Here is a 16,173-nt window from a genome sequence, read left to right as displayed (position 1 = left end):
GATGACGTATTTATGAGGGAGTCTTACGCATGGATCATCTCGGTCACTCTACGTACGCTGGCACCGCCGGCGTCAGATGGCCGGCCCTGAACATGAAGCGAAGGGCAATCTAATGATCAAGGTTGGCATCATCGTGGCGAGCACTCGCCCCGGACGCGTCGGCGATTCGGTGGGCCGCTGGGTCCTCGACGAGGCGAAGGGGCAGGGCGGTGCGCAGTTCGAGCTGGTGGACCTCATGGACTACGACCTGCCGCAGCTGGACGAGCCGGTGCCCGCGCTGATGAGCGCGGACTACAGCCGACCGCATACTCGCCGCTGGGCCGAGAAGGTCGGCTCGCTGGACGCCTTCGTCTTCGTCACCCCGGAGTACAACCACAGCTTTCCCGGCATTCTGAAGAACGCGCTCGACTTCCTCTATCACGAGTGGGGGAACAAGTCGGCGGGCTTCGTCGGATACGGCATGGAGGGCGCGGGCCGGGCCATTCAGCACCTGCGCAGCACGATGGCCGCACTCGGAATCGCCGACGTCCGCCACCACGTGGCGCTGCAGATGCACCACGACTTCATCGACTTCAAGGAGTTCAAGCCACGGGTCCATCAGAACGACGCGGTAGGCACCATGCTGGAAGACGTCATCGCCTGGGGCCGCGCGCTGAGGCCCCTGCGCGATAGCTGACCTCCGAAGAAGGTCTTGCTCCCAACCTTGCCACCTGACGACCGGGTCGGCCGCGATCCGGATCGGGGGAGTGTCTGTTGAAGGAACGCTCAACGAGACACGTCTCACCACTGGTCGGTGGCGACGCGACCTGCGGCGACGTCGTCTCACATAGGTGGTCCGCGAAACTGTCCGGTGATGGGGGGCTAAACGGTACGATCGGCGAATGGGAGAACTGATCGGCTACGCCCGATGCTCGACCGTCCTGCAAGACCTCACCGCCCAGCGCGAGATCCTCGCTTCCCTCGGCGTCGCCGACGACCGCATCTACCTCGACAAGGGCCTGACCGGGACCAACCGCAGCCGGCCCGGCCTCGACCAGGCCCTGGCAGCCGTACGCGCCGGCGACACCCTGGTCGTCCCCAAACTCGACCGCCTCGCCCGCTCGGTCCCCGACGCTCGCGACATCGGCGACACCCTCCTTGCCCGCGGCATCCGCCTCTCGCTTGGCGGCAACATCTACGACCCCGCCGACCCCATGTCGAAGATGTTCTTCAACATGCTGGCGGTCTTCGCCGAGTTCGAGGCCGACCTGCTGAAGATGCGCACGCGTGAGGGCATGGCGATCGCCCGCTCCAAGGGCAAGCTCAAAGGCAAGCAGCCCAAGCTGTCGGCCCGCCAGCAGGCCGAACTGGTGCGCATGCACTCCTCCGGCGAGTACAGCATCGCGGACCTAATGGAGGTCTTCACCGTCGGCCGCGCGACCGTCTACCGGGTCCTGGACCGGGCCAGAGCCCAGCAGAGCGCATGAGCGGGAGCCGGCCGACCCCGGAGCAGTGGGAGGCGGCGCTGTATCGGCTGCGGCAGCTGAGTGATCAGGGCAGGTCCGTCACGGCCGAGGTCAAACGCCGACCTGCTGCAAGGGTGGGCGGGCGCGCCGCCGGTGGCGCTGCGCTCGTTGTACCGGGCCTTCGCCGAGGAGCTCACGCCGGCGTTCGTGGCCGGGGTGAGCGGGCCCGGCGGGCCAAGCTGGTCTACCTGCAACGACCGGCGACTTTCCGCAACCAGGTGTGGGAGGGCGATCACAAGAGCCTGCCCATCGTGGTGCTGCCTCCCCGCGGCAAGGCCGTCACCCCGTGGGTGACGATGTTCCTCGACGACGCCACCCGGCTGATCATCGGGTGGGCGATCGCGCTGGCCCCGCACGCCGGAACGGTGCTGACAGCGTTACGCATGGGCATGCTTCAGGATCCTGCCACCGGGCCCGCGCACGGTGTCCCCGGCCTGTTGCGTCTGGACCAGGGGCTGGAGTTCGCCGCCGCGTCCGTGCAGGCGGCGACCGCGGCGCTCGGGGTCGAGATGTCGCGCAGCTGTCGCCCTACCTGACGGCGCACATCAGCCGGTTCGGCCTGTACGCCACCGACGTGCTGCGACTGCGCCCCGACGATTTCGACCCCGACCTGCCCGAGGTCGACTTCACCACCCTGGCCGAGGCGGCGTAGCACTCCACCTTGCGGGCTGGAAGGGTTCGATCTCGATGGTCTTGTCGATCGGTGTGGGCGACGCCAGACAAGGTGTCGGTAGCGGCTGATATGACCGGCGGACGGAGCGCTGGGCAGGCCAGTGAGGATCTCGTTGGCCTCGGCCATGTTGCGGGCGAACCGGTCAAACGTGGTCACGGTGAAGACGCTGCCGTCCCCACGCGGCGGCGAGGGACCTGGTTGGCTGTGCCGGTGCCGTACGACACCGAATGCCGATCACTTCGACACCGCCCAAGATCCGGGGCGGGGCGTGTCGGCGAGTTTCGACGCCGGGTGCGTGATGTTCTGGTTCTCAGGGCTGTGTGACGGGCTGGTTTGCGATCGCAGAGGCTGCGCAGGAGGCAAGGTCCTCGCGTAGCCGGCGCTGCCGCTCCTGCGACAACGGCGCGAAGATCTGCCGTTCGACGGCGCGCACGGCGACACTGGCCTCGCGCAGCGTCGATTGTCCGGCTCGGGTGAGCTCGGTGGGCAGTGCACGCCCGTGAGCGGCGTGAGCAGGCCGGGTGAGCAGGCCCCGCTCTTGTAGCCGGCGAAGGACGACGTTCATCGACTGGCGCGTGACGAAGGCGCGGCGGGCTAGTTCGGAGTTGGACAGTCCCGGATGCTGACCGAGCAGTTCGAGGCATGCGTATTGGGCGACGGTGAGACCCAGTGGACGCAGCACTTCATCCATCGCGGTGTGCAGCGAGGCTTGCACCTGCTTGAGGACGTAGCCCACCGACTGGTCAAGGTCGCCAACGGCCTCTTCTTGCATCATGTCAGTAGTATGACATACCTTGTATGTCAGAAAAGCTGACATACAGAAGGGGTAAGCCATGAATGGGCAGGTCACCTACTTTGAGCTGCCGAGCAGGGACATCGAAGCAACCCAGCGGTTCTGGGGCTCGTTGTTCGCTTGGACGTTCTATGAGGGCAACTTCCCGGGTTACTCGATGATCCAGGGGCCCGAGCCCATGGGCGGAGCGCCGCACGATGATTCGTCACGACACCCGCGCATCTTCTTCGCCGTCGACGACATCACCGCCGCTGTCGCTCGGGTGCGCGAACTCGGTGGCACGGCAGAAGATCCGGTCACCATCCCGTCTGGTGCCTACGCCCACTGCAAGGATGATCAGGGCGTGGAGTTCAGCCTGTCCCAGCAGGCCGGACGTCAGGATTGACTCGCACCGAGACCACCGGGTCAGGACCGACGGGGTCCGGTCACCTCCTCAGGCCGCTACTTCCGCTGGCGCTGGCCGCCTTCGCGGTCGGCACCGACGCGTTCGTGATGGCCGGTCTCCTGCCGGCCATTGCCGCCGACCTTGAGGTAGGTCTGCCGGCCGCCGGCCAGCTGGTGACCGTGTTCGCGTTGACGCTGGCCGTCGCTGCGCCGGTACTGAGTTGGCTGTTGAGCCCACTGGATCGTCGCAAGGCCTTGCAGCTGGCGCTGATCGTGTTCATCGTCGGCAACATCGTGACCGCGCTCAGCCCGACCTACCTGCTGGCGTGGCTGGCCCGGATTCTCACCGCAGTCGGGGCGGCCACCATCACGGCCACCGCGTCGGGCGCGGCTGTCGCGATCACGCCTGCTGAACGGCGGGGACGTGCCATGGCGCTGGTCATCGGTGGGCTGACCTTGTCAACCGCGCTGGGCATGCCTCTCGGCAACTTGATCGGCAGCGTCGACTGGCGCCTGACGCTCTGGGCCGTCGCGGCCCTGGGCGTCGTTGCCGCGATCGGCATCTCGGTAGCGTTGCCCAAGGTTACGCTCCCGGCGACAAGCCTGACGGCCCGCCTGGCACCGCTGCGCCAGCCCAAGGTGCTCACCATTCTGGTGGTGACCCTGCTGGTGATGGCCGGACACTATGCCGTCTACACCTACATCGGAGCCGTGACCGCGGGCGCCACGACCGGATCCGTTCCCCAGGCCATCACCATGATCCTGTTCGTCTGGGGCGTCGGGGTCCTGGTCGGCAACTTCCTCGCCGGCCATCTCGCCGACAACCTTCCGGGACGCGGGATCGCCCTCGCAGCACTAGCCGGCGGCACTGTGCTGCTCGCGATCAGCCCACTCGCAGTCAGCCACCTGGTTGTCGCGTGCGTATGGGCCGCGATCTGGGGCACAACCGACGGGATGGTCTCCGTCGTGCAGCAACACCGGCTGGTGATCCTCGCACCTGCCTCGGCACCAGTTCTCCTTGGCCTCAACTCCTCCGCGATCTACCTCGGAGTCGCGATGGGTGGTGGACTTGGCGGTCTGGCTCAAGACTGGCTGCCGGTCACCATGCTCGGCGTTCCCGGTGCCGTCCTGGCACTGCTCGCCACCACCATCACTCTCGCCGAGGGGAGAACCGACACGGCGAAGGCCGCAGTCAGGGCAGCCGAGAACCGCCGCTGACGCAGCCAAGGGGCTGTCCAAAACTCGGCGTGGCCCGAGCCCACGTTGCCCGGGAGGCTGGTGTTCCGGTTGAGGATCTCCTTACGGAACACCAGTTCCTTCCGCCCTGTCTCCCTCACGGGGAGTCGTCTCGTAAGAGAGATGCGCGCGATCTACCGCGGTGTGGCTGGTCAGTCAGGTGAGTGGCTGATAGGGAACGCGGACGCCAGATGTGCAGGTCACCGGTGAGGTCGGCTGGGTCGAAGTCCCTTGCTGATTCGGGTGCGCAGGGAGTGCAGGGCTTGCCTGAGTTCGGCCGGTTCGATGTCTGTGATGTCGGCGTCGAAGGTGAGGAGCAGTCCTGCCAGTCCTGGCCATGACCATGCGCCGAGTGTGAGTCGGCACGTGGTTTCGGTGTCGTACCGGACTGTTGATCCGCCGGGGGCGAACCGGGCGACGGTGGAGGCGGGCAGGGCGAGGATGGCTGAGCCGCGGCATGGCCATTCGGCGGCGGCGTCTCCGCGGTCGTGTGCGGTCATGACGAAGGCGACGGGATCGCCGTGCGGGACGTCACGTCGGTCGAAGGGGGTGTGCGTGGGCATGTGTGCGGTGATGCGGTCCACGCGCATCGCGCGCCATCGGTCCGCATCCGGCTCGAAGGCGACCAGGTACCAGCGTGCGGCCCAGACCACGAGATCGTGCGGCTCCAGCGTGAGCGTGACGGGTTCACCGTCACCGGTGTAGTCCACGCGAACGAGGTGCTGCCGGTTGATCGCGCTGCCAACGGCGCGGACGATCTCGGCGTCGATCGGTGGCGCGGGGAACTCCCAGTAGTTGCGGGCCGAGGAGACGGTGAAGGCTTCGGCGTGCAGGCGGCTGCGCGTGGGCATCGCCTGGTGCAGCGTGGCGAGAGCACGGGCTGCGTTCTCGCGGATGCCGGAAAGGACCGTCGGCGCGGTCTGGAGCGCGACGGCCGTGGCGACGGCCTGATCTTCATCGAAGAAGACCGGCGGCAAGCGGGTAGCGCGACCGAGCCGATATCCTCCACCCGCTCCGCGGACGGCCTCGATCTCGTACCCGAGGTCCCGGAGCGTATCGATATCGCGACGCACGGTTCTCACCGACGCTCCGAGCCGGGCGGCGAGTTCCTCAGCGGTCAAGGTCGCACCGATCCCGAAGATCGACAGCAGCTTGAGCGTCCGCGCGGAGGTAGCAGCCATGATTCTCCGATTCTCTCCCCGATAGCGGTCACTCGATGGCAACTATGCCCGACATGGTGACCGACATGACCCATTCACCGAGCCCCCGAGAGGGCACCCGCACCGCTGAGGCTTCTCCGACACTCATCGCCGGCGCCGGCGCGACCACGGCGCTGCTGGTGGTGCTCTTCGGTTCCTTCATGGACCTTCTCGACGCGACGATCGTCACCGTCGCGACCCCGGCGATAGCCCGAGATCTGGGTGCCGGCGACGCTCAGATCCAGTGGACGATCGCCGCCTACACCCTCACCCTGGGCGCGGGCCTGATCACCGGTGGACGGCTCGGCGATCAGTACGGCCGCAAGCGGCTGTTCATGATCGGGCTGGCCGGGTTCATGGTCACCTCGGCGCTGTGCGCGCTGGCCGTCGATCCGGGGATGCTCATCGGCATGCGGGCCGGGCAGGGACTGACCGCCGGGATCATGGTTCCGCAGGTGTTCGGGATCATTCGGGCATCATTCGCTCCGGGCGAGCGTGCCAAGGCGTTCGGCGCCTACGGAGCGGTCCAGGGCCTCGCCTCGGTCGCCGGCCCGCTGCTGGGCGGGCTGCTCGTCGACACCAACCTGTTCAGCCTGGGCTGGCGCACGATCTTCTGGATCAACGTGCCCGTCTCGATCCTGGCGCTCATCATCGGCGCGAAGGTCCTGCCGGAGTCCCGCTCCGCCTCGACCGCGCGACTGGACCTCCCCGGCGCGCTCCTCGCGGCCACGGGCATCCTTCTCCTGCTGCTGCCGATCATCCAGACCGAGACATGGGGATGGACCTGGGCCAGCTACATCCTCCTCGCAGCCGGAATCATCGTGCTCGCGATCTTCCTCGCCTACGAGCGCCGCCTCGCCGGACGCGGAAACGAACCTGTCTTTGACCCGGCCCTGCTGAGAATCCGCGCCTTCGCAGTCGGCCTGAGCGCTTCGGTCCTCTTCTTCGGCGGCATCGGGTCGTACTTTCTCACCCTCTCGGTCTACCTCCAGAACGGAACCGGCCGAACCGCATGGGAGACCGGCCTGGTGATCCTCCCGTACGCGCTCGGCTCGATCATCACCTCCGGCCTCGGCGTCGCTCTCGCCGCCAAGGCGGGCAGAACGCTCCTGATCACCGGCTCGCTCACCATCGCGGCATCGCAGCTCGTCCTGTGGTCCATCGTCAAGGACGGCAACGATCCCGGATACTGGCTCCTCGCCCTCGCACTCTTCATCGGAGGCCTCGGGCTCGGTCTCGCCGCACCCATTCTCGTCAACGTCGTCCTCGCAGGCGTCCCCGGACGCAACGCAGGCGCCGCGGGCGGGGTGCTCTCCACCGTCAACCAGATCGGCGGCGCCGTCGGCATCGCCGTGCTCGGCACGATCTTCTTCACCTCCGTCACCGGTTCAGCCATCGGAGCACCGGCCCTGCCCGACTACAGTCACGCGCTCAGCATCGTCCTGATCGCCTCCGCCGCGCTCTACCTGATCACGGCGCTCGTGATGCTCGCACTCCCGAAAGCCGCAGTCGAGCACGCCGAGTAGAGAACCCATGCCGCCCCACGTCACGAGCGCTGCCGTATAGATGCCAACGGCCAACCCACCGCGATCACGCTCACCCCCGATGTCGCCTTCAGCCTAAACATCCCCATCGATCTCCACGACACCCTGCTGCTCGACCCGGAGACGTGATGTGACAGGCGTCACTGACAGTCTCATGGCAGAGGACCGCTGACACTCTCGTGGCAATTGGCAGCACGACAGACTGTCCGATTGTGGACTAGGGTGCCGTCGATGAAGACCGCCTCGCCACCCTGTTTGGCGATCTTCTCCAGGATGCGGTCCAGGCGCGGCGCGCGGGCGGCGAGCAGGTCGATCGCTTCCAGCGCCCAGCGGCGAATCGCGGAGGCCGACACCGCGTCGCCGCCGGCTATATCGGCCAACCGCTGGTCATGGCGCAGAACGGCGAACACAATGAGGGCGATCTTGGTGGGCCGGAGTTTCCGCCACCGCGAGCCGATCGCGTTGAGGCGGCCCGTGTTTCTACGCTCGACCAGGCCCATCAACGTCGGTGGGGAGCCCTCGGGGAAGGCCAGACCCGTGAGCGGGCTCGTTAAGCAGCCGGGATGATTGGTCTCGTACGGGCGTCGTCGAAGAAACGAAAGGGCTGCCGAACTTGAGTAACGAGCGCATCGCCTTGGTGACCGGGGCGGCCGGGGGAATCGGACAGGCGATCGTGGATATGCTGCGGCAGAAGGGATGGCGGACGGCGGGCGCCGATCTGAAGCCATCAACCGCTGATGCGCACTACCCGGTGGACCTGAGTGATCACAGGCAGGCGGCCGCGCTCATCGACGTGGTCATATCGGATATAGGACTGCCAGCCGCGTTGGTGAATGCGGCGGGGATCTACCGCGGAGTACACCTTCCGGAAACCGGTGACCAGTACATCGAAGAAGTCATGGCCGTCAATCTCGTGGCTCCACTTGTGCTGTGCCGTGAGTTCATTGGCAGGCATGTCGCGGGCGGTAGCAGCGCGAGCGTCGTGAACGTGGCGTCCGTCAGCGGGGAGATGGGCAGCCCTGATCCCTCATACGCGGCCTCCAAGGGCGGGCTGATCGCCATGACAAAGGGGCTTGGGCGGGCATACGCCGCACAGGGCGTCAGGGTCAACGCGGTCGCTCCCGGGGTCATCGACACTGAGATGGCCGGGCTGATCCCCGCGGATCGCCGTGAGCAGTACCGCCGGTCGATTCCCAGCGGCAGGTTCGGGGCCGCGGAGGAGGTCGCCGCCGCGGTCGCGTTCCTGCTCGGTGACGAATCGTCGTACATGGTGGGAACGGTGCTGGACGTCAACGGCGGCCTCTACTGATGGGCACGGTGCTAGGGATCCAGCGGCGGGTGCTGGGTGCGGAGCACCCGGACAACCTGACCGGCTATGTCGCACCGGCCGCTGGCGTGGCGCTCTGGCTCATGTGAGCGCGTGCGGCTCCGCCGAGCCGTACTCCGCTCCGGGACCACGATCGCGTGGACGTAACCAGCCTCACGAAGTCCGCGCACTGCTACGGGGCCTCGTACCAGCGCAACCAGCGCCGCGAGCGGCCCGGGTCGACCTGCTCAGCGGCGCTTGCGGCCCGCTCCGGAGCAAGGCATCCGGTCCTCGGCCGGCGGACGGCGCCCCTCGTTTCGGGGGTCTTACATGGTGTAGGCGCCGGAGGCGAGGGCGATGACGCCGACTACGGTCATCAGCAGTGCCGAGCCGGGGTGCATGGCGATCGAGATGCGGATGTCCTGCTTCTTCCAGGCGAGCCAGACGCCCGGGTAGAGGAAGACGAGTTTCGACAGGACTGTCCAGGGGGCCCAGAAGTGGTACACCGAGAAGAAGAAGGTGTTGAAGAGCGGGGCCCACTTGCCGAGCTGTGGGAGGCGGGGCAGCAGGAAGCCGCGGAAGTAGTACTCCTCGAGCAGGGGCAGGGTGAAGCCGGTGAACGGCGCGCAGATGAGCAGGGTGGTGAGCACGATCTCCTGCGGGTAGCCCTGGAGGTAGGCGGTGCCGTCGGGGCCGGCGCCCTGGTAGTCGACCCAGGTGAAGAACCAGTCGTAGACGATGTTGTCCAGCGGGGTCAGCGAGAGCGAGACCGCGCTCATCCACACGAGGCACGCGGCCCCGAGCCAGAAGACCTTGCCGGGCGGGAGTGGTTTGTCGCGGTAGTGGACGACGCCCTTCATCGTGAAGCGGCCGGTCTGCTTTTTGCCCAGCCACAGCAGGAACAGCTGGAGCGGGAAGAGCACAATCGCGAGGGCGATGGCCCAGGCCAGGAAGATCGGGTAGTTCATCGCCCGGACCAGGGGGGCGGCGATGAAGGCGTACACGGCGACGATGACGGCGCCGGGCACCAGGTGCAGTGCGATGGAGAACGGGACGGAGTGACGGTCGGCGAGGAGCTTGGCGACGAAGCCTTTCGGCTGGGTGCCTTGGGTGCCTTGGGTGTCGGCCGGGGGCCGCATTGCTGTATCCATGCCGAGAATGGTGGCCCGGCGACCCTACACGGAGCTGACATCGCTCTGATACGGCTTCGAGTCGCCGTGAAAGGCGCTGGTTAAGGTGGGCGCGGACCGGGCGGGAGCTATCGGGTCGCTCCCGCGTCGCGGGTTCGACGGGGATCGGAATTATCTCCAGGAGTTGCTGTACGGCGACGCTGCCCCGGACGCCGAGACCGTATGGCAGACCACCGCAGACGACAGCGCTCCGGTCACTGACATTCAGATCCGTGCAAGCCGTTGACATTCTGTCCGCGCCGCGGAGAAGGTGTTTTGAATCCCCGTGAAGTTGATCAGGGAGCATGGGTCGGGACGGGCCCGCCTGCTTGTGCGGTTTGGTAGCCGACCAGGTCTGCTTGCGGCACACCGCCGCTGCCTTGATTGCCGCCGAAGTCCGGAGAATGTCCGATCAGTGACCTGGTCAGGCGCTTTTCCGTAGGCCAAAATCAGTGCGGTGTTTAGTCCTTGCTCGCGCCCCATCAGCCGAGAGCAATCCGGCGCAGGTTCACGTTCGTACGGATCAGTGCTTGACGTGTGGACCGACGGGCCTGCAGGCGCTCCGCCTTGACCCGTCAGGTCGATCTCTCCTGCTCATACGGCGATGAGTTTCGCCGTGGTTTCCAGTCTGAATCCACACACCCGATCAACCGCACTCGAGGAGAGCATCATGACCGCTACCTACACCTGGGACGTCTTCTCCACCCTCGACGGTTACGGCTCCTACGCCGAGGGCGCTGACTGGGGCGGCTATTGGAGCAAGCAGGGCCCCGAGCTGCTCAAGCACCGCGCCGCCCTGTTCGCCACCGAGCAGCGGATGGTCTTTGGGGCCACCACCTTTCGGGAGACCGCTCAGATCATGTCCTCGGGCATCGATCCCAACACGCTCGATGAGTGGAACGTCCGGACGATGCGAATGCCGGCGACGGTGGTGTCCTCCACCTTGCAGGACACCCTCGGCTGGCCGGACGCGACCATCGTGAGCGGTGACGCCGTGGACATCGTCGCCCGGCTCAAGGAGGAGTCGGACGTGCCGCTGCGCTCGCAGGCCAGCCTGTCGCTGAACCGGGCACTGATGGCCGCTGGCCTGGTCGACCGCCTGCAAGTGACGATCTTCCCCGTTATCTCCGGACGAACCGGGACCAGCCCAATTCTCGTGGGCGCGGGCGACTTCGACCTCGAGCTGCTCGAGAGCCGGACGCTCGACGGCCACATCCAAGAGCTCATCTATCGGCCCACCCTGCATGTCTGACATATTTGCCGCGCTCAACAGCTGGGACGTGGCTGAGGGCGAGCGGAGCCGCAGGACCTTCGTCGGGCCCCACGGCATCGAAACACGGCATGGCGTTCTCCGTGGAGGAGTTGTTGATGGCGGTGCGGGGCGATGATCAGGCCAGCCTCGTCCGAACATCTCGTGCTCATACCGTCGTACCGAGCGAAACATGAGCGGCGGTGGCGTCATCGCAGGTCTTGCCCCGAGGCCGGTGTTCGCCGTGCGGGTCGGAGCGGCGCTTCTTGGCAGTGCCGGGCTTGGGGATCAACCGCTCTCGAACCGGCAAAGGTTGAAAGGAACGCGAGCGCAACTGCTCGCGTATTCCGTTCAGGAACTCCGCTTCGCCCCACACGGCAGGGATATCGCGACCTTCACCTCCAGCCCTTGGCCTGCTTCCCTACCGGGCGGGACGACGGCGACGGGACGATCAGTCAGGGGAATGCGTGAGGAAATGCAAGGCTTTCCCGAATGTTGATCGAAATGGCATGCTCTCCTCGTGACCACGTCGAGGAAGAAGTGAACCGTGCTCCATACAACGCCACCGACGGAGCGCGAGAAGCTTGACACCGTCCGCACCTGGGGCAGCGTGCTCATTGCTGTCGGCCTCACGCTCTGCGTTGGTGCACTTTTCTGGGCAGGCGGAAAGCCCTCTTGGCAAGTTCTCGGCGTCTTCGCACTCGTGATCCTGGTTGGCTTGGGCTTGCGCATCGAAGGGGCCATACGGCAACGCTGACGCCAAGCATCAGGATCCCGCTCGTTGCATTCCCCGTTGCAGTTCCAGGGAGTCTCACGCGATTCAGAACGGACCACGATGGTCTCTGACCTGCATTGAACTACGCGGAACCGGCCAAGATCGAGCTTTTATTCGTGGGTTCCAGCGTCGACTCGCTGCCGTTGCACAGGAGTGACGCCCTCCGGTGCTATCAGCGTCCCCGGCGTCGTGCCCGATCGCCTGCGGCCTGACTCACCAAGCTGTACTCATGCGAGGTGGTGCGGCGCAATGCCGAAGACCGTCCCCACGAGGGGATCGGCCGTACCCGTCGCGTGCCCGATCGGACGGGAATCGAGGGGCAACAGCGGGGAGTCACGGATTACATGGTCCGCACCATGAGCTGCGTTTCCGCCGGTCGAGCAAGATCGGCACGCGTCTTTGCAAGCAGGAAGTCAGGAGTTCGAATTCCTAGGCTCCACCTCAGCTCAAAGTGACTTCGATGTCGCTGTGGCCGACGATGTCGCGGACGACCTGAGGTGGAACGCCGAGGTTGAGCAGGAGCGTCACGCAAGTGTGGCGTGCGCGCAGGCGCGTCTTTCAGGTGCAAGCGCTGCGAGCAAGGACCCCGACCTCATCGCCGCAGGTAGTCCGCCATCAGTCGGGCGACCTCCTCCGGACAGTCGGTAGTCAGCGCGTGGCCGCAGCCGTCGAGTTCGCGCACCTGCACGGCGGGCATCCGGCGAGCGAACTCCTGAGCCTGCCACACCGGGTTGACCGTGTCCTGGCGGCCCCAGATCACCAAGGTGGGCGTGGTGGTGGACGGCATGGCAACCAGGGTTTCACGCCAGTCCAGGCCGCGTTCGAGCAGGACCTGGCTCTCTAGGTTGTCGGGGAAGGTGCCGGGTGCCCAGTACGCGTCGACGTCGTCCTCGGTGACCATGCTCTTGTTGACGTGGATCCGGTTGAGCGCGGCGCGTGAGCTGGACCTGTCGGCGTAGTACCAGTTGTTCCACAGCTCTCCGATGACCGGGTACTTCATGAGGTCATACACCCAGGTGTCGCGGATGCTGGCGCCGGAGGGGGCCAGCAGGAGCAGGCTGCTGACGCGTTCGGGGTGGCGCTGGGCGTAGGCCAGCGCCCACCCGCCGCTCCACGACAGCCCACCGAGCGCGGGACGCTCGATGCCCGCCGCGTTCAGGAACACACCGATCGCCGTGGTCATCCCCTTCAGATCCCAGGTGAAGTCGCGGTCCTTCAGCCGGGTGAACCCCTGGCCGGGGAGGTCTACTACGTAGACCGTGTGGTCGCGGGCCAGCTCCGGCACCTGACGGCGCCAGCCGTACGTCCAGGAAGCCCCGGGCGACAGCAGCACGACCGGCGTGCCGGAGCCCTCCTTGACGTAGTGAAAGCGAGCGAGCGGGGTGTCGAGGAAGCGTGCATTCGCCGGCGGCCCGTAGCCGGCCGCCGCTGGACGATAGCCGTACGCGCCATAAAGGGCGGCGCCGACGGCCAGGGTGAGGATCAGGCTCAGGACCACGAGCGCGCGAGGTCTCATGGATGCTCTCCGTTCTGTGGGATTCCACCAGAAGGAGGCGAGCGAGCCTCAGGAGGTTCCTCCCGACTGCCACGCCTTGCGGAAGCTCCGGCGGGCGCGGTGCAGGCGCGATTTGACCGTCCCTTCCGGTACGTGCAAGAGCCGTGCGGCCTCCTCCTCCGGCAACCCCTCCAGGTCACGCAGGACCAGCACCGCCCGATGTTCGGGTGACAGCCGCTCGAGCACATCCCGGATGTCCACCGCGCTCTCGACGTCCTGCCTCGACGGCAGTTCGGCGAGTTCCACCGCGTGGTGCCGCCGTCTGGCAATCCTGACTGCCTCCCGTACGGCTATCGCCCGGGCCCAGCCGTGGAGCGCCTGCGGATCGCGCAGGCTCTCCAGGTTCCGGAAGATCGCGATCAGTGCCTCCTGGACGGCGTCGGGCCCGTTGTCGAGCGCGATGGGCCCGCAGATCCGGCCAAGGTACGGCGTCAGCTCGCTCAGCAGGTCGTTCATGGCCATCGTGTCGCCGCCTTGCGCAGCGCGCACCAGATCGGCGCTCATCGCCGTACGACCCTCGCCTCGAGCCTGGCCAGCGCCTTCTCTCCCGCGGCCCGCACGCCCACGGGAACCAGCGCCGCTCGGCCGGGAACGCGGACTCCTCCCGTCTGCGCGACCAGGGTTCCTCCCGGTACAGCAGCCGCCGCGACTCCGACGATCAGGAACCTGCTCTGCATCCAGCACCAGCCGGGCCGCAGCTCGACGTCGAACCTGGCACGCATGCCGTACTTGCTTCGCGCCTCAGCCACCAGGCGCTCGCTCCCGTGCCCGGACACGATGGTCAAGTGGCGCATGTCCGGCTCGAAGGTGCCGAACTCCTCTTCCAGGGCGCTCACCACGGACCAGACGTCCACGAACGGGGCGGGGATGACGCGTTCGGCTACGTCCGCCCCGGGGATGGCGGAGGCGAGCACCCGCAGCCTCCGTACCGGGTCCAAATCAGCAACAGGCCAAGTCATATCCATCCAGAGGCGTCGACCGCGGCGAAGGTTCCATGGAACCATCGGCGATTTCCGCTCCTCCTGCCGGGCATGAGAATCTCACTCCCGGCGGCCTTCGTCGCCTCCGTCCTCCTGCTCGACGCCTTCCTTCACCTTTCCTGGTTGGTACGGCCGGCCGCGGACCCGCGAGCGCTCTCCCTGGCGGTGCTCAACTTCGAGACGCCCTTCACGGCGCGCGTCCTCGTGCCCCTGATCGCCATGCTCACCGTCGCCGCCCTCTCAGTGATCGCCGTCTCCCTCGGGCGGGGCGGTCGGCTCGCCAAGGCGGTCACGCTCGCGCTGGGCGGCGGGCTGCTCGTGCGTGCGGAACTCGGCCTCGCGTGGGCCTTCGGGCTGGGCACGGACACCGGCACCCCGTTCTACTGGCTCAACCTGCTGCTCTACAGCCCGCTGTGCGTGGCGCTGGGGTTCGCGACAGGTGCCGTGCTGATGCGGGCTTCCTCGTCGGGGTTCGAAGCATGGGGTGGGAGCGGCGCGACGAGGGCAGCCGGCCAGGCCGCACCAGCGGCGAATCGGCCGAGCTGACAGGCGGTCTATCACGATTCAGCAGCGTCATGGCCAGTTGCTGGATGGACGGGGCGAACCCGGGGGTCGTCCAGCCGGGCTCGTCCTGTGGATCAGATCGCCGTCGAAGCCGCACCATCTGGCTGAGGTGGATTGGTGTTCAGCACGTCCTTGCTGTACAGCAGCCTGGTACAGCAACGCCGACGTGCTACAGCAGCTCCACCTCGGGAAACGCCCCGCAACCGATCTCGGTTCGGGGCGTTCGTGCCATTAACGTGGCATTAGCCTTTGGCGATCTTCTGTTGTTCGGCCTACCACGCGGACGCTGAGGGCGTCGGCGATTCGCTGGTCAGCGTCACTCGTGGCGTGCTGGTAGATGAGCGCAGGCCTGTCTCTGTCTCACAGAAGGCGAACCGCATGCAGCACTTCTGCGACACATGGGGCAGAAGGTAATGAAGTACAGCACAATTAATGCATGGGATACCCTCGGCAACCAGGCCTGCGGGAATACCCCGGTGTGGTTTCTGCTCTGGTCGTGATCCTGGCAGTGCTTCTGCCGGGCGGCCTCACGTTCAGCGTGTACAAGTACCTCAGCGCCCCCGACCCGAACACCGCCGCGGCTTCGCCGACCACAGACCCCACACTCGAGCCCAAGGAGCCGAGCCCCAGCGAGAACGAACGCCCGGACTCACCGATCGACGCCGACGAATACGGCGACTGGAACTTCCGTGCGGGCAGCGTCACCTTCAAGGCTGAGAAGGTGGGCGGCTGGACGTACGACTCCTGTGCGCCGGTGGACAGGCACGGTGTGCTGGCCAAGAACAAGTGCGAGCGCGTCGTTCAACTAGCCTATGCGGCCTACCGAGGGCATCTCACGGCGGTCCAGGTCATCATGTCCTTCCCCACCGTGAAGGCTGCCAAGGCCACGGCCATGCACCTGGCGAGCTCCTCCCGGGCTGTGAAGTGGCGCCGGGACAAGCTGCTCGACAAGTACGTCTACGCCAAGCAGCGGGTGGCCTCGACCGAGAGGTACGTCCTCCTCACGGTCGTCGCCGCCGACAAGACAGCCCAGGTGAAGGCCACGCGGTTCCACCACTACCTGCACACTGATCGCTCGAACAGCTTCCTCTTCCGCGACTCAACCGCTTCAGACTGAGCGGCTTCCCGTCGTCGTAGAACGGTTCGAATCCGGCGTCGCCGGCGGTGCTATCAGCCCGCATCAGGGCCTCGCGCCGGGCCGTTGATCACCAGGATTCCCGATACGCGCAGCAAGGTGACCC

Annotated in this window: 17 protein-coding genes; 10 read left to right on the top strand and 7 right to left on the bottom strand. The window is 66.5% G+C overall.

Annotated elements, in window-relative coordinates:
* The first annotated feature begins 112 nt into the window (after positions 1-112).
* From ABN273_RS28640 to ABN273_RS28630, 3 genes are all read left to right on the top strand, one after another.
* A complete protein-coding gene (locus ABN273_RS28640) occupies positions 113-676 on the top strand; it encodes an NADPH-dependent FMN reductase (protein ID WP_349452127.1) in 564 nt (187 codons plus the stop codon).
* Positions 677-881: 205 nt separating this feature from the next.
* The gene (locus ABN273_RS28635; RefSeq protein ID WP_349452126.1) at positions 882-1,466 is read left to right on the top strand and encodes a recombinase family protein; all 585 of its coding nucleotides are present in this window, start codon (positions 882-884) and stop codon (positions 1,464-1,466) included.
* A complete protein-coding gene (locus tag ABN273_RS28630) occupies positions 1,463-2,041 on the top strand; it encodes a transposase family protein (RefSeq protein WP_349452125.1) in 579 nt (192 codons plus the stop codon). The genes ABN273_RS28635 and ABN273_RS28630 overlap by 4 nt, the downstream gene beginning before the upstream one ends.
* A gap of 447 nt (positions 2,042-2,488) precedes the next feature.
* Here the strand turns inward: ABN273_RS28630 and ABN273_RS28625 are convergent, their stop codons facing one another.
* The gene (locus ABN273_RS28625; protein WP_349452124.1) at positions 2,489-2,953 is read right to left on the bottom strand and encodes a MarR family winged helix-turn-helix transcriptional regulator; all 465 of its coding nucleotides are present in this window, start codon (positions 2,951-2,953) and stop codon (positions 2,489-2,491) included.
* Between the two features lie 58 nt (positions 2,954-3,011).
* On the opposite strand from ABN273_RS28625, the gene ABN273_RS28620 reads away from it, so the two are divergent.
* Positions 3,012-3,356: a VOC family protein gene (locus ABN273_RS28620; protein WP_349452123.1), complete on the top strand. Its 345-nt coding sequence runs from the start codon at positions 3,012-3,014 to the stop codon at positions 3,354-3,356.
* A complete protein-coding gene (locus ABN273_RS28615; protein ID WP_349452122.1) occupies positions 3,353-4,573 on the top strand; it encodes an MFS transporter in 1,221 nt (406 codons plus the stop codon). Before ABN273_RS28620 ends, ABN273_RS28615 begins: the two co-directional genes overlap by 4 nt.
* A gap of 218 nt (positions 4,574-4,791) precedes the next feature.
* Here ABN273_RS28615 and ABN273_RS28610 read toward each other — a convergent pair whose 3' ends face one another.
* Complete coding sequence (locus tag ABN273_RS28610; RefSeq protein WP_349452121.1) at positions 4,792-5,772, bottom strand: helix-turn-helix transcriptional regulator; 981 nt, start codon at positions 5,770-5,772, stop codon at positions 4,792-4,794.
* Between the two features lie 65 nt (positions 5,773-5,837).
* Between ABN273_RS28610 and ABN273_RS28605 the strand changes: the two genes are divergently transcribed.
* On the top strand, positions 5,838-7,316 hold the full coding sequence (locus tag ABN273_RS28605) for an MFS transporter (RefSeq protein WP_349452120.1): 1,479 nt from the start codon (positions 5,838-5,840) through the stop codon (positions 7,314-7,316).
* A 170-nt stretch (positions 7,317-7,486) separates the two neighbouring features.
* On the opposite strand, the gene ABN273_RS28600 is transcribed toward ABN273_RS28605, so the two are convergent.
* Positions 7,487-7,834 carry a hypothetical protein gene (locus ABN273_RS28600; protein ID WP_349452119.1) on the bottom strand — a complete coding sequence of 116 codons (348 nt, stop codon included), beginning with the start codon at positions 7,832-7,834 and terminating at the stop codon, positions 7,487-7,489.
* A 137-nt stretch (positions 7,835-7,971) separates the two neighbouring features.
* On the opposite strand from ABN273_RS28600, the gene ABN273_RS28595 reads away from it, so the two are divergent.
* Positions 7,972-8,643 carry an SDR family NAD(P)-dependent oxidoreductase gene (locus tag ABN273_RS28595; protein ID WP_349452169.1) on the top strand — a complete coding sequence of 224 codons (672 nt, stop codon included), beginning with the start codon at positions 7,972-7,974 and terminating at the stop codon, positions 8,641-8,643.
* A gap of 323 nt (positions 8,644-8,966) precedes the next feature.
* Here the strand turns inward: ABN273_RS28595 and ABN273_RS28590 are convergent, their stop codons facing one another.
* On the bottom strand, positions 8,967-9,791 hold the full coding sequence (locus ABN273_RS28590) for a CPBP family glutamic-type intramembrane protease (protein WP_349452118.1): 825 nt from the start codon (positions 9,789-9,791) through the stop codon (positions 8,967-8,969).
* A 688-nt stretch (positions 9,792-10,479) separates the two neighbouring features.
* On the opposite strand from ABN273_RS28590, the gene ABN273_RS28585 reads away from it, so the two are divergent.
* Entirely contained in the window at positions 10,480-11,061 is a 582-nt protein-coding gene (locus ABN273_RS28585; RefSeq protein ID WP_349452117.1) for a dihydrofolate reductase family protein, read from the top strand.
* A gap of 1,364 nt (positions 11,062-12,425) precedes the next feature.
* On the opposite strand, the gene ABN273_RS28580 is transcribed toward ABN273_RS28585, so the two are convergent.
* Genes ABN273_RS28580 through ABN273_RS28570 form a run of 3 tightly spaced genes read right to left on the bottom strand, consistent with a single transcriptional unit; the run spans position 12,426 to position 14,302 of the window.
* Entirely contained in the window at positions 12,426-13,349 is a 924-nt protein-coding gene (locus ABN273_RS28580; protein WP_349452116.1) for an alpha/beta fold hydrolase, read from the bottom strand.
* Between the two features lie 48 nt (positions 13,350-13,397).
* Entirely contained in the window at positions 13,398-13,892 is a 495-nt protein-coding gene (locus ABN273_RS28575) for an RNA polymerase sigma factor (RefSeq protein ID WP_349452115.1), read from the bottom strand.
* Positions 13,889-14,302, bottom strand: coding sequence for a hypothetical protein (locus tag ABN273_RS28570; RefSeq protein WP_349452114.1), 414 nt, complete (start codon positions 14,300-14,302; stop codon positions 13,889-13,891). Before ABN273_RS28570 ends, ABN273_RS28575 begins: the two co-directional genes overlap by 4 nt.
* 117 nt (positions 14,303-14,419) lie before the next feature.
* On the opposite strand from ABN273_RS28570, the gene ABN273_RS28565 reads away from it, so the two are divergent.
* Together ABN273_RS28565 and ABN273_RS28560 are read left to right on the top strand one after the other, a co-directional pair.
* Positions 14,420-14,914, top strand: a complete 495-nt coding sequence (locus ABN273_RS28565) for a hypothetical protein (RefSeq protein WP_349452113.1) — start codon at positions 14,420-14,422, stop codon at positions 14,912-14,914.
* A gap of 514 nt (positions 14,915-15,428) precedes the next feature.
* Complete coding sequence (locus ABN273_RS28560) at positions 15,429-16,049, top strand: hypothetical protein (protein WP_349452112.1); 621 nt, start codon at positions 15,429-15,431, stop codon at positions 16,047-16,049.
* Positions 16,050-16,173 lie beyond the last annotated feature (124 nt).

The sequence above is a fragment of the Nonomuraea sp. B19D2 genome (genome assembly GCF_040137845.1).
Classification (GTDB): Bacteria; Actinomycetota; Actinomycetes; order Streptosporangiales; family Streptosporangiaceae; genus Nonomuraea.
This window is presented reverse-complemented; position numbering and strand designations above follow the sequence as displayed.